At 55.8% G+C, this 23,506-nt stretch carries 26 protein-coding genes; 16 read left to right on the top strand and 10 right to left on the bottom strand.

Going from position 1 to position 23,506, the window contains the following annotated elements; genetic code table 11:
• Positions 1-157 precede the first annotated feature (157 nt).
• Positions 158-1,219, top strand: a complete 1,062-nt coding sequence (locus WD823_RS05685; RefSeq protein WP_368428508.1) for a tartrate dehydrogenase — start codon at positions 158-160, stop codon at positions 1,217-1,219.
• A 107-nt stretch (positions 1,220-1,326) separates the two neighbouring features.
• On the opposite strand, the gene WD823_RS05690 is transcribed toward WD823_RS05685, so the two are convergent.
• The 3 genes from WD823_RS05690 to moaA form a co-directional block, all read right to left on the bottom strand.
• Positions 1,327-2,202 (bottom strand): substrate-binding domain-containing protein, encoded by an 876-nt coding sequence (locus tag WD823_RS05690; protein ID WP_368428546.1) that lies wholly within the window; start codon positions 2,200-2,202, stop codon positions 1,327-1,329.
• A 107-nt stretch (positions 2,203-2,309) separates the two neighbouring features.
• Positions 2,310-3,200 (bottom strand): formate dehydrogenase accessory sulfurtransferase FdhD, encoded by an 891-nt coding sequence (locus WD823_RS05695; protein WP_368428509.1) that lies wholly within the window; start codon positions 3,198-3,200, stop codon positions 2,310-2,312.
• Between the two features lies 1 nt (position 3,201).
• Complete coding sequence (gene moaA, locus WD823_RS05700; RefSeq protein WP_368428510.1) at positions 3,202-4,185, bottom strand: GTP 3',8-cyclase MoaA; 984 nt, start codon at positions 4,183-4,185, stop codon at positions 3,202-3,204.
• 423 nt (positions 4,186-4,608) lie between these two features.
• Here moaA and WD823_RS05705 point away from each other — a divergent pair, with 423 nt between their 5' ends.
• The 13 genes from WD823_RS05705 (at position 4,609) to WD823_RS05765 (ending at position 16,032) form a co-directional block, all read left to right on the top strand.
• Positions 4,609-5,121 carry a DUF3305 domain-containing protein gene (locus WD823_RS05705; protein ID WP_368428511.1) on the top strand — a complete coding sequence of 171 codons (513 nt, stop codon included), beginning with the start codon at positions 4,609-4,611 and terminating at the stop codon, positions 5,119-5,121.
• Between the two features lie 76 nt (positions 5,122-5,197).
• Positions 5,198-5,746, top strand: a complete 549-nt coding sequence (locus WD823_RS05710) for a DUF3306 domain-containing protein (RefSeq protein ID WP_368428512.1) — start codon at positions 5,198-5,200, stop codon at positions 5,744-5,746.
• 5 nt (positions 5,747-5,751) lie between these two features.
• The gene (locus WD823_RS05715) at positions 5,752-7,518 is read left to right on the top strand and encodes a 4Fe-4S binding protein (RefSeq protein ID WP_368428513.1); all 1,767 of its coding nucleotides are present in this window, start codon (positions 5,752-5,754) and stop codon (positions 7,516-7,518) included.
• 201 nt (positions 7,519-7,719) lie between these two features.
• Positions 7,720-8,370: a molecular chaperone gene (locus tag WD823_RS05720; protein WP_368428514.1), complete on the top strand. Its 651-nt coding sequence runs from the start codon at positions 7,720-7,722 to the stop codon at positions 8,368-8,370.
• Positions 8,371-8,444: 74 nt separating this feature from the next.
• On the top strand, positions 8,445-8,663 hold the full coding sequence (locus WD823_RS05725) for a hypothetical protein (protein WP_368428515.1): 219 nt from the start codon (positions 8,445-8,447) through the stop codon (positions 8,661-8,663).
• Positions 8,664-8,746: 83 nt separating this feature from the next.
• Entirely contained in the window at positions 8,747-11,674 is a 2,928-nt protein-coding gene (locus WD823_RS05730) for a formate dehydrogenase subunit alpha (RefSeq protein WP_368428516.1), read from the top strand.
• Between the two features lie 21 nt (positions 11,675-11,695).
• Positions 11,696-12,280: a formate dehydrogenase FDH3 subunit beta gene (gene fdh3B / locus WD823_RS05735; RefSeq protein WP_368428517.1), complete on the top strand. Its 585-nt coding sequence runs from the start codon at positions 11,696-11,698 to the stop codon at positions 12,278-12,280.
• 84 nt (positions 12,281-12,364) lie between these two features.
• Entirely contained in the window at positions 12,365-12,565 is a 201-nt protein-coding gene (locus WD823_RS05740; RefSeq protein WP_368428518.1) for a hypothetical protein, read from the top strand.
• Between the two features lie 201 nt (positions 12,566-12,766).
• On the top strand, positions 12,767-13,855 hold the full coding sequence (locus tag WD823_RS05745) for a formate dehydrogenase subunit gamma (protein ID WP_368428519.1): 1,089 nt from the start codon (positions 12,767-12,769) through the stop codon (positions 13,853-13,855).
• A gap of 106 nt (positions 13,856-13,961) precedes the next feature.
• Positions 13,962-14,489: a superoxide dismutase [Cu-Zn] SodC gene (gene sodC / locus WD823_RS05750; protein WP_368428520.1), complete on the top strand. Its 528-nt coding sequence runs from the start codon at positions 13,962-13,964 to the stop codon at positions 14,487-14,489.
• A 56-nt stretch (positions 14,490-14,545) separates the two neighbouring features.
• Positions 14,546-14,782, top strand: coding sequence for a MoaD/ThiS family protein (locus WD823_RS05755; protein ID WP_368428521.1), 237 nt, complete (start codon positions 14,546-14,548; stop codon positions 14,780-14,782).
• A 1-nt stretch (position 14,783) separates the two neighbouring features.
• Positions 14,784-15,251, top strand: a complete 468-nt coding sequence (locus WD823_RS05760; protein WP_368428522.1) for a molybdenum cofactor biosynthesis protein MoaE — start codon at positions 14,784-14,786, stop codon at positions 15,249-15,251.
• A gap of 31 nt (positions 15,252-15,282) precedes the next feature.
• The gene (locus tag WD823_RS05765) at positions 15,283-16,032 is read left to right on the top strand and encodes an ankyrin repeat domain-containing protein (protein WP_368428523.1); all 750 of its coding nucleotides are present in this window, start codon (positions 15,283-15,285) and stop codon (positions 16,030-16,032) included.
• Positions 16,033-16,053: 21 nt separating this feature from the next.
• On the opposite strand, the gene WD823_RS05770 is transcribed toward WD823_RS05765, so the two are convergent.
• Positions 16,054-16,800, bottom strand: coding sequence for a twin-arginine translocation signal domain-containing protein (locus tag WD823_RS05770; protein WP_368428524.1), 747 nt, complete (start codon positions 16,798-16,800; stop codon positions 16,054-16,056).
• Between the two features lie 168 nt (positions 16,801-16,968).
• Here WD823_RS05770 and WD823_RS05775 point away from each other — a divergent pair, with 168 nt between their 5' ends.
• Together WD823_RS05775 and WD823_RS05780 are read left to right on the top strand one after the other, a co-directional pair.
• Positions 16,969-17,448: a DUF6505 family protein gene (locus WD823_RS05775; RefSeq protein ID WP_368428525.1), complete on the top strand. Its 480-nt coding sequence runs from the start codon at positions 16,969-16,971 to the stop codon at positions 17,446-17,448.
• A gap of 58 nt (positions 17,449-17,506) precedes the next feature.
• Positions 17,507-18,265 carry a biotin--[acetyl-CoA-carboxylase] ligase gene (locus WD823_RS05780; protein WP_368428526.1) on the top strand — a complete coding sequence of 253 codons (759 nt, stop codon included), beginning with the start codon at positions 17,507-17,509 and terminating at the stop codon, positions 18,263-18,265.
• Positions 18,266-18,290: 25 nt separating this feature from the next.
• Here WD823_RS05780 and WD823_RS05785 read toward each other — a convergent pair whose 3' ends face one another.
• Genes WD823_RS05785 through WD823_RS05810 form a run of 6 tightly spaced genes read right to left on the bottom strand, consistent with a single transcriptional unit; the run spans position 18,291 to position 23,424 of the window.
• A complete protein-coding gene (locus WD823_RS05785; RefSeq protein ID WP_368428527.1) occupies positions 18,291-18,887 on the bottom strand; it encodes a class I SAM-dependent methyltransferase in 597 nt (198 codons plus the stop codon).
• Between the two features lie 7 nt (positions 18,888-18,894).
• On the bottom strand, positions 18,895-19,599 hold the full coding sequence (locus tag WD823_RS05790; protein WP_368428528.1) for an ABC transporter ATP-binding protein: 705 nt from the start codon (positions 19,597-19,599) through the stop codon (positions 18,895-18,897).
• Between the two features lies 1 nt (position 19,600).
• Positions 19,601-20,320: an ABC transporter ATP-binding protein gene (locus WD823_RS05795; protein ID WP_368428529.1), complete on the bottom strand. Its 720-nt coding sequence runs from the start codon at positions 20,318-20,320 to the stop codon at positions 19,601-19,603.
• A 9-nt stretch (positions 20,321-20,329) separates the two neighbouring features.
• A complete protein-coding gene (locus tag WD823_RS05800; RefSeq protein ID WP_368428530.1) occupies positions 20,330-21,277 on the bottom strand; it encodes a branched-chain amino acid ABC transporter permease in 948 nt (315 codons plus the stop codon).
• Positions 21,274-22,140, bottom strand: coding sequence for a branched-chain amino acid ABC transporter permease (locus tag WD823_RS05805; protein WP_368428531.1), 867 nt, complete (start codon positions 22,138-22,140; stop codon positions 21,274-21,276). Before WD823_RS05805 ends, WD823_RS05800 begins: the two co-directional genes overlap by 4 nt.
• A gap of 54 nt (positions 22,141-22,194) precedes the next feature.
• Positions 22,195-23,424 (bottom strand): ABC transporter substrate-binding protein, encoded by a 1,230-nt coding sequence (locus WD823_RS05810; protein ID WP_368428532.1) that lies wholly within the window; start codon positions 23,422-23,424, stop codon positions 22,195-22,197.
• Between the last annotated feature and the right edge of the window lie 82 nt (positions 23,425-23,506).

Consider the following 23,506-nt stretch of genomic DNA (forward strand, 5'->3'; position numbering starts at 1 on the left):
AGAATATGAAATGCCAGGGAAGCCGGAAAACGTGATTTAATCGCGGCAGGGACCGGCGACGGCAATGCTGCAAGTCGCCCCGGAGATTCCATCCTTTCGCCGGCGGCACGATAAATGCCATTCACCGAAATATTTGATTTTATTACGAGGAATGCCGATGAAGCGTTACAAAATCGCGACGATACCCGGTGACGGAATTGGCAAGGAAGTCGTGCCCGAAGGGATACGGGTACTCGAGTCGGCCGGCCGCCGCTTCGGTTTTGGTTTTTCCTGGGATCACTTTCCCTGGAGCTGCGAGGTCTATCATAAAACGGGGCGCATGATGCCGGACGACGGGCTGGCGACCTTGCGTGATTACGATGCGATTTACCTCGGGGCCGTCGGCTATCCCGGCGTGCCGGATCATATTTCTCTCTGGGGACTGTTGATCCCTATCCGGCGGGAATTTCAGCAATACGTCTCGCTGCGCCCGCTGCGGCTGATGAAAGGCCTGCCTTGCCCGTTGCGCGACCGCCAGGTCGGCGACATTGATTTTCTGGTGGTGCGCGAAAACAACGAAGGCGAGTATTCCAACATCGGTGGTCGAATCTATGCCGGCACTGCGGCCGAAATGGCCATGCAGGAATCCGTGTTTACCCGCACCGGAGTCGATCGCATCATGCGTTATGCGTTCGAACTCGCGCGCACACGCAAGGCGCGCCATGTCACGTCGGCCACAAAATCAAACGGCATCATCCACACCATGCCATACTGGGACGAACGATTTGCCGCGATTTCCCGCGAATACCCCGATATCCGGACGGATCAATATCATATAGACATCCTGTCGGCCCATTTTGTCTTGCATCCCGACCGGTTCGATATTGTCGTGGCCAGTAACCTGTTCGGCGATATATTGTCCGATCTCGGCGCTGCGGTCGTGGGCACGATCGGCATCGCGCCGTCGTGCAATATCAATCCGGAGCGAAATTTCCCCAGCATGTTCGAGCCCGTGCACGGTTCGGCGCCCGACATCGCCGGCAAGGGTATCGCCAACCCCGTTGGCCAGATATGGTCGGGCGCCATGATGCTTGAGCATCTGGGCCACAAGGAAGCGGCCGCCGCCATCGAACGGGCGATTGAAAAGGTGATGCAAGATCCTCGGCTGCTGACTCCGGACATGGGGGGTCGCGCCAAAACCGTGGACCTCGGCAAGGCGATCGCTGAACTGGTTAAGTGATAGTGACAGGTTTTGGAGTGGGCAAGGGTATTCAAACGCTGGGTATCCGTCTCCCTGGCGTTACAAGTTACATTGAACTTTCAACGCAACGCGAACCTGACCGGTGGTTAATCGCTCCACACCAGACGTTCCATGTCGGTGAAATCGTAGCCGCCGAGTAATTGCGCCAGGCGCTGACACTCCGGTCCTCGCAATTGTTCCAGAAGTTTCCGGAACAGGGCACGGAAATAAACACCCCGGTACAACGCGAAATCGTACGCTTCCCACCCGATGGGAATAAAATCGAGCCCGAACTCGGTGGCCGCGCTGCGCGCGCCGGGAGCCACGTCCGCCTGTCCCATGGAAATCAGGGAGGATACCTCGCGTTCTGAATTGGCCCGGGCCGTAACCCGGAGCCGGGAGGGATCGACGTTATGCATCGCGAGCGTCTCGGCGAGAAATCGCTGCGATCCGGCGCCTTCCTGACGCATCCCCCAGCGAACCTCGGGCGCGAACAGGCACATGATATCGTCGGTCGGGTTTTTGAATCCGGGCGCCAGAATGAGGCCCTGTTCCCGATAAAATGCCCGAACCACCACCCAATCGCGGTGCTGCGGGAATTGGGCAATCAGGGCTGGATGCCGCTTTTCGCTTTCCGCGGCCGGTCCCCAATGAATGGCGCAGATATCTGCGCGATGCCGCGCCAGCAACGACAGACCGAGTTGTGTCCCGGTACAGGTGTAGCTGACCAGCGCGCGCGTCTGAATCTGGTTGGTGAGCAGCATGATGGCGCGATTGATCAACGGATCGTCGCTTCCCACCAGTACTATCCGGTCGGTGAGCACGCCGCCGTGACTCGATTCCAGCAACCACTGGTCGATGAGGTGGCGCGGGAACAGCCATTTGCCGGTTATCTTTGTCGCCGGGATATTGCCCTCGCTGGCCAGGGCATAGATTTTTTTCTCGTTCAGATGCAAATAGTCGGCCACCTGCCGGACGCTCATGAAGCGCGGCGGTTCTTCGACCGCCGTCTTGGCCGCGCGCGGGGTTTCGTCAACGAGCTTGAGCGCCGGCGAAACGGCGGAGGCCGATTTGTCCGCGATCGATTGCGTCATGCGTCGCCTGAAAAGCCGGCCGCCTTGGACTGGGGCGGCATATTTTTGTTTGCCGGCGGTTCATCGAAGACGATGTCGTCGGACCCGTGGTAGACCAGGAAATGCCTGCCCTTGGTGCGGGCGATCATGATTATTCCCAGCTCGCGCGCCAGCTCCAGTCCCATGTGGGTGATCCCCGAGCGTGACAACAGCACCGGTATCCCCATGTGCGCGGCCTTCATGACGATTTCCGAGGTGAGACGGCCCGTGGTGTAGAAGATCTTGTCTTCGCCCGTGACCCGGTCCAGCCACATCCTCCCCGAGATGGCGTCGGCGGCGTTGTGCCGGCCGACATCCTCGACGAAAATCAGGACTTCATCGGCCCGACACAGCGCGCAACCGTGTACCGCACCGGCCTGCTTGTAAATTTCGTTGTATTGACTGATGGAGTGCAGCAACTTGTAAATCATCGACTGACGCAGCGTGACCCGCGGCAGCCTCACATCGTAGAGTTTATCCAGGGTGCAACTGAACACCGTTCCCTGGCCGCAACCGGTGGTCACGGTGCGTTTCGATAATTTCTGTTCCCAATCGATGATGCCCTGACCATGGGTGGTTTCGATCAGCACCACCTCCCGGTCCCAGTTCACCTCAACCGATTTGATCTGTTCGATATCCTCGATCAGGCGCTGGTTCCGCAGATACCCGAGCGAGAGTTCCTCGGGGCGGGTACCCAGCGTCATCAGCGTTACCACTTCACGCCCGTCGACCTTGAGCGTCAGGGGGAATTCCCCGGCAATGTGCATGTCGCGTTCATGCCCCGATTCATCGACCGCCACGACCGCGTGTGTCGGGGCGAGTCCCGCGTTCGACAGCCGCGGACGATAGGGCGCTACTTCATCCGACATGTCAGCCACCGGTCACGCTCATGTGGCGCAGAATAACGGGCTGTTCCTTCAGGTTGAATTCGTGCCCCTTGGGCTTGATCGCCATGGCCTCGGCGATAGTCCGCTTGAGGCGATCGAGATCGCGGGGATAACCGCGGACAACGCGGCGTAAATCGACCGAATGTTCCTGACCGAGACACAACAGCAGGCGGCCTTCGGTCGTCACGCGCACGCGGTTACACGAAGCGCAGAAATTATGGCTGTGGGGGGAAATAAAACCGACCCGGGAGTTCGTTCCGGTGACGCGATAGTAACGTGAGGGTCCCCCGGTCGTTTCGGTGGTTGCGATGAGCGTATAGCGCTGCTCCAAATCATGCTTGATTTCATCGCTCGAATAATAGGCCTCGGCGCGATCGTGTTCGTTGATGATCCCCAGCGGCATTTCCTCGATGAAACTGATGTCCATGCCCCGGTCGATGGCAAAATTGACCAGATCGCACACCTCGTCGTGGTTACGATTTTTGAGGATCACGGAATTGAGCTTGATTTTTTCAAAACCGGCCGCCTGCGCCGCCGCAATGCCGCGTAAAACCTTGTTCAGATCTCCCACGCGCGTGATTTGGCGGAAGCGTTCAGGATCGAGGCTGTCCAGGCTGATATTGATACGCCGCACGCCGGCGGCGCGCAGCCCGGTCGCCATTCTTTCCAGCTGGGAGCCGTTGGTGGTAAGCACCATCTCGCGCAGTTGCGGTAACTGGCCGATTTCGCGGAACAGCCAAATTACGTTTTCCCGCACCAGCGGCTCACCACCCGTCAGCCGGATCTTGTACACGCCCAGTTCCGAGAAGGCGCGGGCGATAAAGGCGATTTCTTCCAGTGTCAGAATCTGGGCGCGAGGCAAAAAAGTCATCTTTTCGCTCATGCAGTACACACAGCGAAAATCGCAGCGATCCGTGACCGAAAGGCGTACATACGTTACGCTGCGGCCGAATCGATCGATAAGCATTGGCGTAGTCTGAGGTGTGGTAATGGGAGCTCCGTTCACGTTTTGTGTTCCTTCTAGAGCCTATGAGTAACTGCTTTCCCTGATGTCGCGCGTTTGTTGTTATACGCCGAATGGTTGAACTGCAAGAAACATACCTTAGTAATTTACGTGAATGTGATTTCGGCGCCAAGTGAAGAATTTGCTGTTATTTAGCAGGCTTGGAATCAGTAGCCTTTTATTACCCTGCCCCTATCTGGGACAAATTGATCCAATCCATGTGAATCTGGTTAATTTTGTACCAGTTCGTCTCCTGCTTGAAGTTTCAATTGTACAATTGCCCGCACCTTTCCTGTTAATATCGTGTGGTATGCATATTGCAAATCAGCTGGACAGGTTTCCAGCCGAATCCGCATCCTAACGGACCGGTTGGCTCTGGGGCGATCGATGGCTAAATCAAAGAGCATGGCGGAGAATGCGATCACCGACTCTTTCCCCGTCTCCATTATCATGGAACGCAGCGAAGTGCGACACCGGGATATTACATTCCCGCAATGGAAGGTTGTCGGGTTTGTCGCCGGCGAGCATATTGTCCGGGACGATCGCCATTGCACGGTCATCCATTCAAGCGCTGGCCGTGAACAGTATTTGTGGACCGGTTATACCGTAAGGCTCTATAAAGACAGCGCCGAGAGTTATTGGTACAACCTGGTTGGCGCCAATCCGTATCTCTTTGTTCTCTGCCGGGAGCATGATGAGTACGGGATGGCGCCATTTATCGTGAGCGCGAATTACGATGAGGCCAACGCGTTTATGGAGGTAAGTGGAACGGTGTTCTCCGCCCCGATTCCGCCGGTGATCTATCAATGGCTGGAACGCTATGTGGTTGAAAACTACCAGCCCCAGGAACCGAAAAAACGCCGCCGCGCGAACTGGACGAAGGAAGGGGAAAGTGGCTAAGGCAAAGGACCGGCGTCGAAACGCCAACGCCGGTGAAAACACTGTTCGGCAAACCGAGTCGCTCCCGAAAAGCGGGTTGGCGCGCTGGTCGCGCCGCAAAGCCATGGTCCGTGGTCGGCAAAAATCTGCCTCGGTTCCGCGCCGGATCGAAGCAGATACGGCACGCACCGCCGCGGCGAGCGCGTTGTCGCTGTCCGAAAAGACCGATGCCGATATGCCAGCAATAGACTCGCTTAAGGAGGACAGTGACTTTGCCGCGTTTCTATCGCCCAAGGTGAGCGAAAAACTGCGTCGGATGGCCATGAGAAAACTGTTTCATTTGCCGCAATATAACTTTCGCGACGAGTTGGATTTTTGCAACGGGGATTTTAGGAATTTCACGCCCCTGGGCGATATTATTACCGCGGACATGCGCCACCATATGGAGCGCGAGCTCATTGCCCTAAAGGAACGTTTGACGTCAGAGACCGATGACAAGCGTGTAACCGAAAAAACATCGGATGCGGCGGCGAGCGAAACACCCGTCAGCGAATCTAACCATGCTGCAGCACTTCCGAAAGAATCAGTTGATGAGCCGACGCCAAAGACCCAGACGTCGACAATGGACAAAACCAAGAAAGGTTGAAGACGATGAGCGAACCAGCCACCGCCGTTGAATCTATCCCGCGAACTGCCGATTTGCTGACAGCGACAACAGCGAACGGTCGTGCGCGCGCGGCGGCGTTATCGGCGAATCTGATAGCCGAGCGCACGCCGGTATCGCTGGTGTCTTATAAATCAACAGGCCATCTCCTGGTCATCGGGGAAATAAAGGATTCGATCCCACTGATAAAACGTCTGCCAACTGAGGTACGCTGCACTTTGCTTGTCTACAGTAATGCCCATAAATTCCATGCCAGTAAATCACCCTCGAAAAACACCAAGACGGGCAGCAAAGGTCCGCTTCATGTAGGTGAAATAGATGGTGTAAGCGTGGTCACGGGAATACTAACGGCTCTGCACGGCAGTCTCGGCCAATTTACCGTGCTCGTGTCAGGTGAAGAAGGCGACGTCAACCTGGCTGAACTAGTACTCAGAACGCATAAGGCTTTTGATTTGGTCCTGGATTTGACTTCACCCGCGCATATCGGGAGTGAAATTCCGCCATTCGGCTACTATGCGCCCGGAAATGATGCGGCGGCGCTGGAACGGGCATTGCGCGAAATTCCGGACATGGTGGGTGAGTTCGAGAAACCCAAATATTTTCATTACAACCCTGATATTTGCGCGCACGGAGCCAGCGGTATCAAGGGTTGTCAGCGGTGTCTCGAGGCATGCCCGACCCTGGCAATCACGTCCATAGGCGACAAAATTTCCGTGGATCCTTATCTCTGTCAGGGGGGTGGCAGTTGTGCCAGCGCCTGTCCGACCGGTGCCATCACCTATGTTTATCCCAGCCCCGGCGACTTGCTGGACGGAGTTAGAACGGTCCTCAAGTACTATCGAAACGAGAGTGGGCGGCAACCGGTTGTATTGTTTTACGACGCCGGAATCGGCCGCCAAAGTTTTGAGCGCATGGCGGCCCAATTGCCCGAATACATCATTCCCTTCGAGGTGGAAGAAGTTGGCTCGCTGGGCATGGATACCTGGCTTACGACTCTGGCCTACGGCGCCAGCGCTGTCAGAGTTCTGATGACGACCGCGATTACGCCTGCGGTCCGGCAGGAATTGGAAAACCAGGCGAAATATGCCGGCAGCATTCTTTCCGGAATGGGATATGCCAGTGAGTGTCTGCAGCTGATTCAGACCAATGATGATTTTGCACCCCCCGTGGCGCTTATTGACCCGCCGCAAGCGGAAATTAAACCGGCAAATTTTGCCGCGTTGAATGAGAAACGCACCATGATCCGAATGGCGGTGGACCATCTGTATGATCAGGCGCCCAAGCGCAAGCCGTATACGGCGTTGCCGGATGGGGCGCCATTCGGACAGATTATGGTCGACCGCAAAGGTTGCACGCTCTGTCTCTCGTGTGTCTCCGTCTGCCCCTCATCCGCGTTGACTGATGGCGGAGAACTGCCCCAGCTCAATTTTACGGAATGGAATTGTGTTCAATGCGGACTGTGCGAAACCGCCTGTCCGGAGCAGGTCATCACCCGTGCTGCGCGTTTTGTCTACGACCCCGATATCAGGCGGACATCGCGAATACTGAATGAGGACAAGGTATTCTGCTGCGTCTCCTGTGGCAAACCGTTTGCCACCCAACGGTTGATGGATCGCATGAGCGAAAAGCTCGCCGGACACTGGATGTTTCAGACGAATGACGCGAAGCGACGGATCCAGATGTGCGACGATTGCCGGGTCAAGGATATGTTTATGCAAGCGGGAGGGATGGATCATGTCTACAAGAAGCCATAGCCCAATCATCGGGTGTATACGTCATAATGTTGCACCGTGGGACATTTTGTCCGGTAGAACCCCAACAGCACTGTCAAATAATAGATTGTTACTTCAGTATTCATCCGTAATTTCCGTACTTTTTCTCAACGCGCTTGGCCTGTTTCTTGCTAAGTCACGTGTGCCCGAGCACGTAAGTATCTGGCAAGGCGGAGATTGGTGATGGAAACCGATCAGCTATCGCCGGAAAGCGTGAATCAGAACAGCGGTCGGATGGATGGCTTTTCTATCGATGTTCTCAGGGCCAATACTTACCGGCTGCTGGCCAGGTTACTGGCCGCACCGGTAACCGGGGATCTGCTGGATTCTCTGCAGAAGATCGGAGGTACCGGAATTGGTGATGCAGATGCCGGGACCGGGATGGCCCAGGCGTGGCAGACGCTAAAAATCGCCAGTGAGCGTGCCACGATTGAAGCTATAGACGATGAGTATCACGATTTGTTTATCGGTATCGGGCGTGGTGAACTGGTGCCGTACGGGTCGTGGTACCTGACCGGTTTCATGATGGATCGGCCGCTTGCCCTGCTACGAAGAGATCTGGCTGAACTGGGCATAGAGCGACAACAGGAAGTATGCGAGCCGGAAGACCATGTCAGCGCGCTGTGCGAGACGATGAGTCTGATAATAGAAAATAGCAAGGAGATACCACTGGAGATTCAACAAAAATTTTTCCTCAACCATCTTGAAACATGGATGGGAAAATTTTTTACTGATTTACAAAAGGCAAAATCAGCGCGATACTACTCCGCCATAGGTCTGCTTGGTGAGCAGTTCATAAAAGTCGAGAAAAAATATTTCGGCATGACCATGTGAATGAGGGTGATGCTTTTCAGCTTAAAACATTTTTGAATTTTAATATTCTGGCGAACTCGAAGGAGACGACCAACATGAGCAAGAAAACCAAGTCCGTAAAACACAGCCGCCGTGATTTTCTGCTGAAAGGCATGGTCGCCATCGGCGGTGCCGCGACACTCTCCGCGGTTGGCAGTGCCGGTGCGGTGGGAAAACCGGACGCCAAGCCAACGGCAGCGGCAGCAACTGAAACGGCCAAGGGATACCAGGAAACGGCGCACATTCGCGAGTACTACGAAAGGGCCAGATTCTAAAAAATAACGGGAAGTCGAGCTAACAAATACTAAATGTACTGATACTGACCGACGTCAGTGAACACAAAATAGGAGATTGAGCGATGAAATTGATCAAAAAGCAGATTTCGATAACTGCATCTTCCGGTCAGTCATCCAGCGGTCTTTTTAGCGCAGCCATAGACCGACGCACCTTTTTACGCCGCTCCGGACTGGCCTTAGGAGGGGCCGTGGTCGCCACCACGCTGCCCGTGGCCATGATGAAAAAGGCGCGCGCCGCCACCGACAAATTCGCTCCGAAAGCTGGAATCAAAACCGAAATCCGCCGGTCCGTCTGTACGCACTGCTCGGTGGGATGCGGCGTCATTGCCGAGATCCAGAACGGAGTCTGGACCGGTCAGGAACCGGATTTCGCGTCACCGCTTAATCTCGGTGCGCACTGCGCCAAGGGCGCCTCCATCCGCGAGCATGGCATGGGCGACCGGCGCATCCAGTATCCCATGAAACTGGTGGACGGAAAGTGGAAACGCCTCAGTTGGGATGAGGCGGTCAATGAAATCGGTGACAAGATCCTCAAGATTCGCAAGGAGTCTGGGCCGGATGCGTTCTGGTTTGCGGGTTCGTCGAAGGCCAGCAACGAAGGCGCCTATCTGCAGCGGAAATTCGCCGCCTTCTGGGGCTCGAATAATTGCGACCATCAGGCGCGCATCTGTCACTCGACGACGGTTGCGGGAGTTGCCAACACCTGGGGCTACGGCGCGATGACGAACTCGTACAACGACATGCATAACAGCAAGGTGATGATCTTTGTCGGCAGTAACGCCGCCGAGGCGCATCCGGTCGCCATGCAGCATATCCTGCGCGCCAAGGAAAGAGGTTCCAAGATGATTGTGTGCGACCCGCGCTTCACGCGCACCGCGGCACACGCCGATCAGCACTTGCGCCTTCGTCCGGGCACGGATGTCCCCTTCATCTGGGGCCTGCTGTACCACATCTTCAAGAACGGCTGGGAGGATAAAGAATATATCCGCCAGCGTGTGTATGGCATGGATAATGTACGCAAAGAAGTCGCGAACTGGAACCCGAAGCTGGTGGAAAACGTCGTTGGTATCCCGGAGAAAGAGATGTATCAGGCGGCCAAGACGTTGGCCGAGAACCGGCCGGGAACCTTCGTCTGGTGCATGGGTGGCACCCAGCATCACATCGGGAATAACAACGTGCGCGCCTACTGTGCCTTGCAACTCGCACTGGGCAACATCGGCGTATCCGGCGGCGGCGCCAATATTTTCCGCGGTCACGATAACGTCCAAGGGGCGACGGACGTCGGCCCCAATAGCGACACACTGCCAGGCTATTACGGCCTGGCGGAAGGTTCGTGGAAACATTGGGCGCGAGTGTGGGAGGTAGACTTCGATTGGCTGAAGGCCCGCTTTGATAACTCCAAGCCCTATGACGAAGGCAAAGGCAAGGGAACGCCGATTATGGAAATCCCCGGCATCCCGGTCTCACGGTGGATTGACGGTATTCTTGAAGACAAAGCCAATATGTCGCAGAAGGATAATATTCGCGCCGTGTTTTTCCAGGGACATGCGGTGAACAGCCAGACACGCGGCACTGAAATGAAAAAGGCGCTGGAGAAGGTCGAGTTGGTGGTCATCTCGGATCCGTACCCGACCCATATGGCGGTGATGAGCGATCGCAAGAACAATACCTACTTGCTGCCCACCTGCACGCAGTTGGAGCAGGCGGGTTCCGTGACCGCCTCGAACCGCTCGCTGCAATGGCGTGAGAAGGTCATCGATCCGGTGTTCGAGTCCAAGACCGACGCGGAGGTGCTCTACTTGTTCGCCAAGAAGTTCGGCTTCGAGAAAGAAATGTTCAAAAACATCAAAATCGTGAAAAACGAGCCGGTCGTGGAAGACCTGCTGCGCGAGATCAACCGCGGCGTCTGGACCATCGGTTACACGGGCCAGAGCCCGGAGCGTTTGAAGAAACATCTGGAAAACAAGCACACCTTCGATACCACGTCGCTGATAGCAAAAGGCGGCCCCTGCAACGGTGAGTACTACGGACTCCCATGGCCTTGCTGGGGAACTCCCGAGATGAAACACCCGGGGACGCCGCTCCTGTACGATCCAAGCAAACCGGTCGCGAAAGGCGGTTTGACTTTCCGCGCCAATTTTGGCGTGGAACGCGAGGGTACAAGCCTGCTGGCGGACGGTGTTTACAGCAAAGGGTCCGAGCTCAAGGATGGTTATCCGGAATTTACCTATGGCATCCTGCAAAAACTGGGATGGGACAAGGACTTGACCGCGAAGGAATTAGCGGTAATCAAGGGAATCGGCAAGGACAAACCCGAGGGTGTGAACTGGAAAATCGATCTCTCCGGTGGTATCCAGCGGGTGGTCATCAAGCACGGCTGCGCGCCGTTCGGCAACGCCAAGGCCCGCGTCATCGTCTGGGAGTGGCCGGATCCCGTACCTATTCACCGCGAGCCGCTTTACTCACCACGCTACGACCTGGTCAAGAATTTCCCGACCTATGCCGACCGCAAGGCATTCTGGCGGCTGCCGACACGCTACGCCTCGATTCAGCAGGCCAAGGATTATTCCAAGCAGTATCCACTGGTGTTCACCAGCGGCCGCCTGACGGAATTCGAGGGCGGGGGCGAAGAAACCCGCTCCAATGCATGGCTTGCGGAACTGCAACAGAACATGTTCGTGGAAATCAATCCGGCGGATGCCAACGACCGCGGTATCCGCAACGGCCAGACAGTCTGGCTGGAAGGGCCCGAAGGTGGCCGCATCAAGATAATGGCCATGGTCACGGAACGGGTCGGACGCGGCGTGGTCTGGACGCCATTCCACTTCGGTGGTTGGTTCCAGGGCAAGGACCTGATCGACAAATATCCCGAAGGGACGGCACCGTATGTTCGCGGCGAGGCCTGCAACACCGCCACGACCTACGGATATGACTCCGTCACCCAGATGCAAGAAACCAAGACCACGCTGTGCCAGATCAAGGCCGCTTGAGCTAACTAGGAGACAACCACCATGGCACGAATGAAATTCCTTAGCGATGCTGAACGCTGCATTGAGTGCAACGGATGTGTGACAGCCTGCAAGAACGAGAACGAAGTTCCTTGGGGCGTTAACCGACGACGCGTGATTACGTTAAATGACGGCGTCCCCGGAGAGAAGTCAATCTCGGTGGCATGCATGCACTGCACCGACGCGCCCTGTGCGGCGGTCTGTCCGGTGGACTGCTTTTACACCACCGACGATGGAATCGTCTTGCACGACAAGGACATCTGCATCGGCTGTGGATACTGTTTTTACGCCTGCCCGTTCGGCGCCCCGCAATATCCGCAAAAATCGGCGTTTGGCGTCCGCGGCAAGATGGATAAATGTACCTTCTGCGCCGGCGGCCCGCCCGCGGACAACTCCGACGCTGAGTATGAAAAGTATGGAAGCAATCGGATTGCCCAGGGCAAACTCCCGGCTTGCGCCGAGATGTGCGCCACCAAGGCGCTCATTGCCGGTGACGGCGACGTGGTGGCCGATATCTATCGCCAGCGCATCTTGAAGCGCGGCGGCCGGCCCCAGACTTGGGGCTGGGAAGTGGCTTACAAAGGCTGACAAAGCACCAGGGAAGGAGGCTCAACTCCTTCCCTTTTTTTTTCGACGCCCGGTAATTAGGATTATTTAACTAAGGAACTGGACATGCACGGAAAAACTATATATTTCGCCATTACGGCCGCTGTCGCTATCGGTCTTGCAGGTTGTTCCGAATCGCCAAATGTGAAGCTATACAAACCGGGGGTATATAAGGGCTCGACGGATCCACTGCTGGAAAAGCAGCGCAGTGCCGAGAAGCAGACTGCGCTACGGGAACGTTTTGAATTGGTGCAAAAGGACCGGTAGTAAACGAAGAAGATATAAAGGATTTGACAGCACTTTCCGATATCAAAAATAAATCGGGAACAGACTATAAAAGTAACGCGCCCGAACCCCAGTGCTGGATGAGGAGTGGTGATAGCGAAGGCCGTACAGTCTGTTTGGCGGGATGTGCGGAAACGAAGACTAATCGCTTAACTATAAGTGTGAAACAGGAGGTCAGTGGCTATGGGACAATTACTCCGGAAAAATCTCCCCGACAGTAAGTCGGCACGACACAAAAGCATCATGATAAAAAGTTTTCTCGTCATTCTAGTGGGAGTAATGGCGCTGCCTCTGTTTGGCTACCTCTATGCCTACATGTCTCCGCAAACAGTCCAGGCCGCCGCCAAGCAGGAGACCAACCCGCGGGCCAATTTCTGGCGCGTCGTGCGTGAAGGAAATCAGGGTTACACCTCTGCCTCCGGACCGTATACGACCGAGGTGTTGATTCAGAACGGCGGCGAGAACTGGCGCAACCTGCGCAACGGACCGGTATCTTATTATTCGACTTGGTGGTTGGCCGTTGCTTTACTCATTATTGGCATCTTTTTCATCGTTCGCGGCAGAATCAAGTTGGAGCAACGACCATCGGGGCGGACGGTGGAACGATGGAGCCTGCAGGAACGAGTCTTGCACTGGTACACGGCGACTCTGTTCATCATACTTACCATATCGGGCGTAAGCCTCCTGTTCGGGCGGGCAGTTTTAATTCCCGTGTTCGGGCTCAAAGGATTTTCGGTCTATGCGGATTTTGCCATCGCCCTGCACAACTATCTCGGCCCGTTCTTTGTCGTGGGCATCGCGCTGGAGCTCATCTCTTGGATTAAACACAATATCCCCAATAAAACAGATTGGGATTGGCTCAAGAAGGGTGGTGGCATGATCGGCCGTGGATCGCATCCGCATGCCGGGCGGATGAACGGTGGTGAAAAAATCTGGTTTTGGATCATTGCCACGGTTGGTTTGGGGGTATGCATTACCGGATTGATCCTGGATTTTCCGAATTTCGGGCAGACACGCGAGACAATGCAATTGTCTAATCTGATCCATACCGTCCTCGCCGTAATCTGGGTATCGGTCGCGTTCGGACATATCTATATAGGCACGATCGGAACCGAGGGCGCTGTCGAAGCCATGGCGACCGGAAGGGTAAGCGTGGAATGGGCCAAGCAACACCATGATCAGTGGTATGAGGAAGTTCGCGGGAAAGCAGAAACAGAAGGCGCGTCCAAAGTCGGACGCGGCGCCGCGTCGCCTCGAGGCTCATCCAGCTAATAACCGCGATATTTTAGTTCACCGCGAAGGGCTCGGGCGCGCTACGGCACACCGGGCCTTTTGCTTTTCAATTTCCAGATTACACCTGAAATAAGGAGATGGTGCCATGTATGCAATTCATGCCCTGCTGGCGGGATTCGTGTTTGGTGTTTTTTCATCACTGTCTTTTGCGGCACAAGTAACCTTGACGATACACAGCATCGACTCAAAAGGGATAGGCAAGTCTATTGGAACAGTTCGTATTGCGGACCATAAGGAAGGCCTGGTATTGATCCCCAAGCTTAAAGGTCTGCAACCGGGTGAACATGGATTTCATTTCCATGAAAACCCGAGCTGCAAACCGAAGGAGCAAGATGGGAAAATGACTGCCGGCCTTGCCGCGGGCGGCCATTATGACCCCGCAAAAGCAGGCAAGCATGCCGGCCCTACGGGCACAGGGCATTTGGGCGACCTCCCGGCACTGGTAGTCAATGACAAGGGGGTGGCCGAGGGACGACTGGTGGCCCCGCGCCTTAAGGTATCGGACCTGAAGGGACGGTCGCTGATGATTCACGCCGGCGGAGACAATTATTCGGACGACCCAAAGCCTCTTGGAGGGGGCGGTGCAAGGGTCGCCTGTGGTGTGATAAAATAAAATATATATAGTATTAAAGTAGTTATAAGCGCTTGATTGGGTGAGAATCATTCCGCATGGCCTTGCAGATAAAATATTTCGCCTCACTGCGTGAGCGAATGGGGCGCGACGGCGATTCCATCGACAATACCGCCAAAATGAATCGCGTCGCGGACGTCTGGTCTTACGTGTCGGGAGACAAGCCGTTTCCGGCGAATATGCTCGTGGCCGTGAATATGCAATACGCCGATCTGACCCAGGAAGTTAAAGACGGCGATGAAGTGGCCTTTTTCCCGCCCGTGACCGGAGGTTGAGATGGGAATCGAGCTACGCACAAGCGGTTTTAACCCATCCCAGGAGCTGGCCATTTATCAGGAAAAAGTAGTCGGCCGTAGCGGAAAATTCGGCGCGGTCATCAGTTTCGTGGGCACGATGCGTGATTTCAATGAAGATCGCGCGGTGCAGGGCATGACACTGGAACATTATCCCGGCATGACTGAAAAACATTTGCAACTGATCCATGACGAAGCCGGGCAGCGGTGGGACATTCTGGATGCCCTGGTGATTCACCGGGTTGGCGAAATCCGTCCGGGCGAACCTATCGTTCTGGTGGCGGTATGGTCGGCGCACCGGGCCGCGGCCTTCGAGGCTTGCCGATACCTGATCGAGGAACTCAAAACACGCGCTCCGTTCTGGAAGAATGAGCAGCATCACGCAACCACGCATTGGGTCGAGCACAACACCTCAGTTACCCGACTCGCCGCAACAAGACAGGTTAAGTGACATCCTCGATCGACAGGAATAATATTTTCTCATGATCAGCGGAAAAGCAGCGCGCTGTATCGCGGCGGTCATGTTGCTTGTCCAGAACGCGGCATGGGCGGGCGCCGACGAAAAATGGATTCGCGCCTTAATCGCGCGCGATCTCCCGGTTATAGAATACCTCGCCTCTCAGGGCGCCAATGTCAATCTGACGACGAATGACGGGAGGACCGCTTTGATGCTGGCAGCCGGAACAGGACATGTGGACCTGCTGCAAAAGCTGCTAGCGGCCAAGGCCGATGTCAATTACACCAACGACCGGGGCGGGACGGCATTGATGTACGCCGCCACGGGGGGTGATCCGAATTCGGTCGAGTTGCTTTTGTCCCATGGCGCAGCGGTGAATGTCAAAGCGGCCAACGGGTGGACGGCGGTAACGCTCGCATCGGCCAAAGGTTATGAAACGATTGTCAAGCGTTTGCTCAACGCCGGATCCGATGTCAATGTCGCGGATATTTATGGATTGACCCCGTTGATGCGGGCCGTCTCCGGCCAGAAACTGGAGGTGGTGCGCATTCTGTTGGATCAAAAAACACTTCGGATAAACGCCAGAGATGACCAGGGAGAAACGGCGTTACACTACGCGGCTGCCTCGGGCTTCAGGGAAATTTCGCGTTTGCTGCTAAACCGTGGCGCCGATGCCGCTTCCAGGGATTCCGCCGGCCGGACACCGGCGAAAGTTGCGATGGCGGAAGGCCATTCCGAACTGGCTGAGTTTATTGAAAAATTCTCCCGTAAATAAGAAGCCTTGCTGTGCGTGGTGTTAGCACAGTATCTGGGTTTCACAATACTTGGCCAACGGAATGACGGCGGTTTTATTGTCAATTTTTTTACGAATGTTTGTTTTATTAAGCTCCAAGGCCAGCCGAAAAGAAAACTTTTCAAAAAACTGGTCGAACATCTCACCACCGTAAATGCCTGTTGCGTGGAGCGATCTGGCGTTATTATCGTATTCCAGCACGATAGCGGCCAACGGCTGGGGTGCCGGCCCACCCAGAACTTTCGCGCCACGTAGCGGGTCATAGACGCTTTTCTCGGAACAACAGTAAATGACCTGTCCCCGGTGGTTGAGCTTCTTCTCCTTGTTCCGATAACTGACGGACTCATGGCGATAATTGATGAAGCTCACGGCACGGGCCGGATGCGACATCTTGTGCGCGCATATGGCGGAGAAGGCGACAATGGAATTTTCCGGTCCTACACCGCCCTGCCATTGATAGTGTTTTCCATCCTCGGTCTCCAGTTGAGTATTTTTTTCTGTCGGCCGTCCCAGATTCAACAGGAAGCAAGGTGTTGAAATATAAGGGTAATGAAACAGATAATTTTCCCCGATTTTCAAATCGGATGGTGTGATCGGATGACCTTCGGAGTCAACCAATCTGGCGCGCTGATACAGGTGAAACTTGCCGTCTGTTTTTGCCAGCAAATTCGGGTTGGCGCCGACAGTGGCGATCGCCGATGCGCAGAGCTTGACGAAATTTCTGCGGCTGATCTTTGGTTCTCGGCTCATGGTAAGTATCTCCGTTTTCGTCGTAATATAGGGGACATGCAGCGCCAGTCGGCCAAACGCCATTCAAGCAGAATTTAATTGCAAAAGTAAATCCCCCTCGTCGGATATTTTGGGTAGTGCGCACGGTCGGTATCGCGGGGACTTCCAAGACGGTGTACGATTTCAATCATGCGCTTCCCTCGCGTTATCCGCCTGGATGACTCAGACAGCCAAATCTACGAGAATCCGGCCGTTCCCGGGGAATGGGCGGTCCCGGGATCGTTTGTATTTATGAATGTCGACCCGGGTGCGCTGGCGGGAAAGCCAAAGCAGGCCTTTTTACACGGCTTTTTGGGTACCGAAAGTTTTGGCTGGGCCACGCTCGTGACGGTCGCTGAAATCAGTGATGACGAATACCAGTCTGTTATCGAGCGCCTTGCATCTCACTTTATGCAAAATACCGGCGCCCCTGACAGATCGGCGGCTTTGAAGGCCGCGCGCGAGGAAGCCAGCTTCGCTGCAAGCCTCTGTGAACATGCTGTGCTTACGCTGCTCACGCTCGAACGCAAGGTGGAAGACGAATCCATTGTTGAAAACTTCAGGGTTGTACGTCTTCCGGACGCATCCGACCATGCCGCCATGAAGCTTTGGACGGTGGATGACAACTGACTAATATTAACTACGGCCTGCAAGCAGTTTCCTAATCAAATCGTGCTTCGGAAATAAAATGAGTGCATCGGTGGATCTCCCGCATGTTTATGAATTGGTCCAGTGCGATGTCATTGACAGCGTCGTGGCGGAGGCCGGGCGTCTTGCTCGGGCGGGTGCGGACGAGGGAACGCTGGTATGGGCGCAAGAACAATCCGCGGCCCGGGACCGGTTTGGCCAACCGCAGCCTGCACCTCGCGGCAATCTCTATATTTGCCTGATTCTCCGGCCGGAGAGCGCGCTCGCGGTTGCCCAGCAACTCGTTCTTGTTTCCACCATCAGTCTGGGTCTGACAATCGCCGAAGCGGCGCCACCCATGACCGAGCTGCGCTATCGATGGCCTGATGCCGTGCTGCTTAATAATGCCGATACGGGGGTTATTACATTCGTGCCGGGGCCTGAAAACGCCGGCAATCTGGAATGGTTGTTACTCGGAGTAACGGCGAATGTGAATCATGTCCCCGTGGCGCTCGATGTCTACAGCACCAGCCTCCAGGCGGAAGGGATGGAACGCGTATCCGCCGCCGAGGTGCTACAGGGATTCAGCCGCCATTTTCTTTCCGGGATCAACCGCTGGGCCGACGCCGGGTTTGCGCAGACGCGCAAGACCTTCATGCACCGGATGGAAGGCCTGGGAAAAGTACAGGAAGTCCGCCTGAAAAATGAAACAATCATTGGCAAGCTTGTGGAACTGGATGAGCAGGGCGCGCTCATCCTCGAGCGGGAAGATGGGGCCCGCCGTGTTATCACCGTAACCGACTATCTCGGACTTTCCTGAGGAAAAAGAGGGAGTTCCAGAGGCATTAACATGCCGATGGCGGTAGCTTGCGTGCGATTAAATACGTAAGGCTATCTGCAAGCAGGTCTGAATCGTTGGTCGCGAGCAGATGAAAATCGGAAAAACTCTTTTGCAACTCACCGTGCCTCAGGAGATATTCTTTATTAAAGCCTGGGTGATTTTGCTGGTGGTTGACGTTGAAAGTCTTGTAGATTACCAGCCCGTTGGGTTTGATGGACCTTTTAATCTGAGGAATTAGCGGCCGATAAAGAAAGCGCACAACCAGCACCAAGTCGAAATACGCATTGGGAAGGGTAAAATGTTCTAGATCCGCGGCAATCAGGCTTATAGGAAGTTTTTTCCCGCGGATCGCTTCGCGACAATAACGCAGCCCCGTAATGCTGCCGTCAACGGCGATGACACGATAACCGCGTGTGGCAAGGTAAATCGCATTGTGCCCCACGCCGCATGCCAGATCCAAGGCAGTTCCTTTCCCGTCCAGTAAATTGGAATGACTAGTTAATATCGAATCGGGTTCGAATTCAGGATTGGGATTTCCTTCACGGTATTTCCGGTTCCAGCGTACGATATCGTCGTGCATGGCTAAGGTATGGTCGTACATTCGCGAGTTACAGGCCAAGATAAGCCTCGCGCACGCGCTCGTTGGCTAGCAGTTCCTTGCCGGTTCCCGCGAGCGCGACGCGGCCGGACTCCAATACGTAGCCGCGATGGGCGAGTTCCAGGGCGTGCTCGGTATTCTGTTCCACCAGCAGCACGGTGACGCCACGGCGGTTGATCTCACGGATGACGCGGAACATCTCTTCCACCAGAATTGGCGCGAGACCCAGCGACGGTTCATCGAGCATCAGGATTTTCGGTCCGGCCATAAGGCCGCGGCCGATAGCCACCATTTGCTGTTCGCCTCCCGACAGCGTGCCGGCGAGTTGAGTCTGGCGTTCACGTAACAGTGGAAATATTTCGAATACCTGCTCAATCCGTTGCGGGCGCTGGGCGCGTGCGGCCGCGGAGTATCCGCCAAGCATCAGGTTGTCGCGCACGCTCATTTGAGGAAACAATTTGCGACCTTCCGGTACCTGGATCACGCCGAGTTCCACCACTTTCGCGGGCGCGCACTGATTGAGCCGTTGGCCATCGAGCGTGATGTTACCGGCTTTGGAGCGTAGCAGAGCCGAGAGGGTCTTGATGACAGTTGTCTTGCCGGCACCGTTAGCGCCGACCAGCGCCACTATTTCGCCTGCTCCCACTTCAAAGCTCACACCCCACAGGGCCTGAATCTTCCCGTAGGCGACCTCGAGATTTTCGACGCGCAGCATGTCACGCCACCCGTTTGCCGAAATAGGCTGAAATTACGGCGGGATCGCTCACCACCTGTGCCGGCGGCCCTTCCGCGATTTTTTCACCTTGGCGTATGACAACCACGCGGTGCGAGATGCGCATGATCGCCTTCATGACATGCTCGACCAGAATAACAGTGATACCGGTTGCGTGAATGTGTTCGATCAGTCCGCAGGCGTCTTCCATTTCTCGAGGATTCAGGCCTCCCAAGGGTTCGTCAAGCAACAGCAGTTTCGGTCCGGTGGCGAGGGCGCGTGCTATTTCCATCCGCTTCTGGTCGCTGAGTGTCAGGTCCGATGCCGGAATATCGAGCTTGTCGGCGAGCCCCACCTGTTTGAGAGCGCGTACGGCCTCGGCATCAGCCTGCGCGCGGTCGCCGAGACGCACCAGGGCCGCGAGTGCCGCGTTTTCGCGCACCGTCAGATGCGGGAACGGCTTCACGATCTGAAATGTGCGCGCGATGCCGCGGCGCGTGACGGCGTAGGGCTTCAGCCCCACGATGTTTTCGTTATCAAGCCGGATGTCTCCCATCGTGGGAGAAAGGAACCCGGTGATGAGGTTGAATATTGTGGTTTTGCCCGAACCGTTTGGTCCGATGAGGCCGAGGATTTCGCCCGCCGCAACGGTAAACGACAAATTCGACACGGCGCGCAGGCCGCCAAAATTGCGTGTAAGTCCGGATATCTCGAGCAATGCCATGGTGCGATATCAGCGATGTGGTGTGAACAGCCGGAGCACACGGCCCCAGATCCCATCCGGCAGGTAGCGGATTACGAGCATCATGAAAAGCCCGTAGAATATGAGGTGGCCCACCTCGAAGCGTTCGCGTACCAGCTCCGCAATCGTGGTGAGAAATACCGCACCAACCACGGGGCCGGCGATGGTACGCAGACCACCGACCACCGCAATGAATACCATTTCGATGGAAAGCGATATCGGAAATACCGCGTCAGGATCTACATATCGGAAATACATCCCATAAAAACCTCCAGCGAGGCCGGTAAAGAAGGCGGAAAGGGCCAGCGCCGATACTTTGGCGCGCGTGGTGTTTATGCCGATGGATTCGGCGGCGTCTTCGTCCTCACGAATAGCGAGCAGGTAGCTCCCCAGGCGCGCGCGCGCGAGCAGATAGGTGGCGAACATCGCGCTAAGCGCGATCACCGCGACAATCAGGAAGAACGGTCCCTTGCGCTCCCAGTTGATCGGCTCACCGAACAGTGTCACGACTGGCAGCGTGGTGATCAGTAACCCCATGGGACCGTGGGTGAGTTGCTCCCAGTTGAGCGCCACAAGGCGCACGATCTCGGCCACGGCCAGGGTCGCGAGTGAAAAGTACGGCCCGCGCAGGCGAAAGCAGATGAACCCGATCGGCAGGGAAAGCAGTGCGCCCATGATGCCACCCAAGGCCATGCCATACCACGGAGCGAGCCCAAAACTCAGGTACAGGATCATGGTGGTATAGGCGCCAACACCAAAAAAACTTGCGTGCCCGAACGACACCTGCCCGGCGTAACCGCCGAGGAGATTCCAGGAGACCCCAAGAACTGTCCACATGAGCACTATGATTCCGAGGTGCAACAGGAACTGGTTGGAGACCATGAGCGGGATACAGAGAAGCAGGATTCCCGCGATGATCGGGAGGAGCGCGCGTTTCATGCCTGCCGTGCCCCAAACAAGCCCTGTGGACGGAACAGCAGTACCAGAAGAAATATAATAAAACCTATGGTGTCCTTGTATGCCACTGACACGTACACCGCGCCGTACGATTCGACGACTCCGAGCAAGATGCCTCCCGCAATCGCGCCAGGCACCGAGCCGAGACCGCCGAGCACCACGATCACGAAGCACTTGACGATGAGAATCTCGCCGACGGTGGGGTAAAGATAGAGCGACGGCACCAGCAGCACGCCGGCGGCCGCGGCCAGCGCCGCGCCCAGCCCGAAAGTGATCATGGAGATATTTTCAACATTGATGCCCATGAGCGCGGCGGCCTCCGCGTTCTGGCTGGTGGCGCGCACCGCGCGCCCGGTGTCGGTGCGCGCGAGAAAGAAATAAAGCGCCACGGTTATGAGTACCGCAAGCCCGAAGGCGATCGCCAGCGGCACCGGCACGGCGATCCCGAACGGTCGCAGCGGTACTTCGGCATACGCCAGGTTCAGCGTGCGGTAGTCCCCGGTCCAGGCAAACAGGGCGAGATTGGCGATGAGCAACGACAGACCGGCGGTGTAAAGTAGCGTATTGAGTTCGCCCCCGGGAATAATGGCTTTGAGAAGAAAGCGGTACGCCAGCATGCCGGCGATAAAGAGCAGGGGCACCAAAAGTAGCGCGGAAACGAACGGGTCGATCTTCCACAGCGTGTACGACCAGTAGGCACCGAACATGCCGAGCATCACCATGTCGCCATGAGCGAGGTTGATAATGCGCATGACGCCGAAGATAACGGTAAGCCCCACGCCGATCATGGCGTAGAGCGTACCCGTCAGGATACCGTTGACCAGACTCTGGAAAAACGTTTCCAAGAATGTGAAAAAATCTACCCCCTGTCCCTGGCGAGGGACAGGGGGTTTGTCGTGTTATTTAGTGGTTGGATTGGGAAAAACGTACTCGGTTTCGGCGTTGGCCTTGGGATAGACGTTAAGCAGCTTGCCACCGCGCCATTGTGCCATCACCGAGTGATCGGGCGAGTAGATGTTCTGGTTGGTGTACTGGTCGCCGAGCGGGCCGGCCCAGTTGCCGAATTTCACTTTGCCGAACACCGTGGTCATGTCGGTCTTGAGCAGGGCCTGGCGGATGGCATTGCGATCGGCGTCGAGCTTGCCGGTCAGCTTGGCGCGTTTCATTGCATCCGCAATGATGTAAATGGCGGCATAGCCCTCGACCTCGTGCTCCTTGGGGTAGATACCGTACTTGTCGTTGAATTTCTTGTAAAACGCCTTGGCCTTGGGATCGTTCGGGTTGCCGGACCAGGCTGCCGAGGAAAACACGTATTCGCTCAGGCCGCCGAGCTGCTTGGCAAGGTCCTCCACGCCGAAGCCACCGCCGTAGCCCACGAAGGCGCGCGGCTTCAACCCGATCTCTTTGGCATGGCGTGTAAGCAATATCGCGTCGGTCGTGCTCACCGCAACCATCAGTACGTAGTCCGGGTTGTTGGCTTTTACCTTGGTCACGATCGGCTTGAAGTCGAGCGTGTTCACCGGGTAGGCCTCGTCATTAACGATGGAAACCTTTTTGGATTTGAGGAACGTCATGATGGAGTTGGCGATGGTCTTGCCGAATACCGTGTTGTCGTAGATTACCGCGGCGGATTTCGGCAGTGCACCCGGAATTTCGCTGATGAATTTATTGAACGCCTGCGGATAGATCGATCCGGTAGGATTATTGCGGAATACCCATTCGAAACCCTTGGCGGTGATGATGTCGGCCGATGGATGATCCACGAGATAAGGCGTCTTGAGACGCTGTGCAACCGAGGCAATTTCAACAGCCTGCCCCGAAGCGCGCCCACCGGTGAGGATTAAAACCTTCTCCTGGGTGATCAATTTCTCGGCGACCGTGGCGGCGAGGGCGTTCTTCGCTTGGTGGTCTTCAATGATGACCTCGATCTTCTTGCCGTTCACGCCACCGGCGGCGTTGATTTCTTCCATGGCCATCGAATAGGCCTTCTTGAACTTGTCGCCGAACGGCGCATCGGGTCCCGTCATCGGTTGTGGCGCGCCGATCTTGAGAGTCTCAGCGGCGAGGACGTGGCTCGAAAACGCAACTGTGAGGCCGACTACCAGAGACAACAATGTCAACTTACGCATGTTCTGATCTCCTAGCGGTGGTTATTTATATGGGAGAATACAGCGTCATATTCGGTTTGCCACCGAAAATTGTCAAGACTGG

Origin of the sequence: Sulfuricaulis sp. (assembly GCF_040901545.1) — a bacterium.
GTDB lineage: Bacteria > Pseudomonadota > Gammaproteobacteria > Acidiferrobacterales > Sulfurifustaceae > Sulfuricaulis.

Excerpts from the sequence above, each read along its gene's own strand:
- WD823_RS05685 (WP_368428508.1), top strand. The coding sequence starts at position 158 with ATGAAGCGTTACAAAATCGCGACGATACCCGGTGACGGAATTGGCAAG.
- WD823_RS05690 (WP_368428546.1), bottom strand. The coding sequence starts at position 2,202 with ATGAGCGTCCGGCAGGTGGCCGACTATTTGCATCTGAACGAGAAAAAA.
- WD823_RS05695 (WP_368428509.1), bottom strand. The coding sequence starts at position 3,200 with ATGTCGGATGAAGTAGCGCCCTATCGTCCGCGGCTGTCGAACGCGGGA.
- moaA (WP_368428510.1), bottom strand. The coding sequence starts at position 4,185 with ATGCTTATCGATCGATTCGGCCGCAGCGTAACGTATGTACGCCTTTCG.
- WD823_RS05705 (WP_368428511.1), top strand. The coding sequence starts at position 4,609 with ATGGCTAAATCAAAGAGCATGGCGGAGAATGCGATCACCGACTCTTTC.
- WD823_RS05715 (WP_368428513.1), top strand. The coding sequence starts at position 5,752 with ATGAGCGAACCAGCCACCGCCGTTGAATCTATCCCGCGAACTGCCGAT.
- WD823_RS05720 (WP_368428514.1), top strand. The coding sequence starts at position 7,720 with ATGGAAACCGATCAGCTATCGCCGGAAAGCGTGAATCAGAACAGCGGT.
- WD823_RS05725 (WP_368428515.1), top strand. The coding sequence starts at position 8,445 with ATGAGCAAGAAAACCAAGTCCGTAAAACACAGCCGCCGTGATTTTCTG.
- WD823_RS05730 (WP_368428516.1), top strand. The coding sequence starts at position 8,747 with ATGAAATTGATCAAAAAGCAGATTTCGATAACTGCATCTTCCGGTCAG.
- fdh3B (WP_368428517.1), top strand. The coding sequence starts at position 11,696 with ATGGCACGAATGAAATTCCTTAGCGATGCTGAACGCTGCATTGAGTGC.
- WD823_RS05740 (WP_368428518.1), top strand. The coding sequence starts at position 12,365 with ATGCACGGAAAAACTATATATTTCGCCATTACGGCCGCTGTCGCTATC.
- WD823_RS05745 (WP_368428519.1), top strand. The coding sequence starts at position 12,767 with ATGGGACAATTACTCCGGAAAAATCTCCCCGACAGTAAGTCGGCACGA.
- sodC (WP_368428520.1), top strand. The coding sequence starts at position 13,962 with ATGTATGCAATTCATGCCCTGCTGGCGGGATTCGTGTTTGGTGTTTTT.
- WD823_RS05755 (WP_368428521.1), top strand. The coding sequence starts at position 14,546 with ATGGCCTTGCAGATAAAATATTTCGCCTCACTGCGTGAGCGAATGGGG.
- WD823_RS05760 (WP_368428522.1), top strand. The coding sequence starts at position 14,784 with ATGGGAATCGAGCTACGCACAAGCGGTTTTAACCCATCCCAGGAGCTG.
- WD823_RS05765 (WP_368428523.1), top strand. The coding sequence starts at position 15,283 with ATGATCAGCGGAAAAGCAGCGCGCTGTATCGCGGCGGTCATGTTGCTT.
- WD823_RS05770 (WP_368428524.1), bottom strand. The coding sequence starts at position 16,800 with ATGAGCCGAGAACCAAAGATCAGCCGCAGAAATTTCGTCAAGCTCTGC.
- WD823_RS05775 (WP_368428525.1), top strand. The coding sequence starts at position 16,969 with ATGCGCTTCCCTCGCGTTATCCGCCTGGATGACTCAGACAGCCAAATC.
- WD823_RS05780 (WP_368428526.1), top strand. The coding sequence starts at position 17,507 with ATGAGTGCATCGGTGGATCTCCCGCATGTTTATGAATTGGTCCAGTGC.
- WD823_RS05785 (WP_368428527.1), bottom strand. The coding sequence starts at position 18,887 with ATGTACGACCATACCTTAGCCATGCACGACGATATCGTACGCTGGAAC.
- WD823_RS05790 (WP_368428528.1), bottom strand. The coding sequence starts at position 19,599 with ATGCTGCGCGTCGAAAATCTCGAGGTCGCCTACGGGAAGATTCAGGCC.
- WD823_RS05795 (WP_368428529.1), bottom strand. The coding sequence starts at position 20,320 with ATGGCATTGCTCGAGATATCCGGACTTACACGCAATTTTGGCGGCCTG.
- WD823_RS05800 (WP_368428530.1), bottom strand. The coding sequence starts at position 21,277 with ATGAAACGCGCGCTCCTCCCGATCATCGCGGGAATCCTGCTTCTCTGT.
- WD823_RS05810 (WP_368428532.1), bottom strand. The coding sequence starts at position 23,424 with ATGCGTAAGTTGACATTGTTGTCTCTGGTAGTCGGCCTCACAGTTGCG.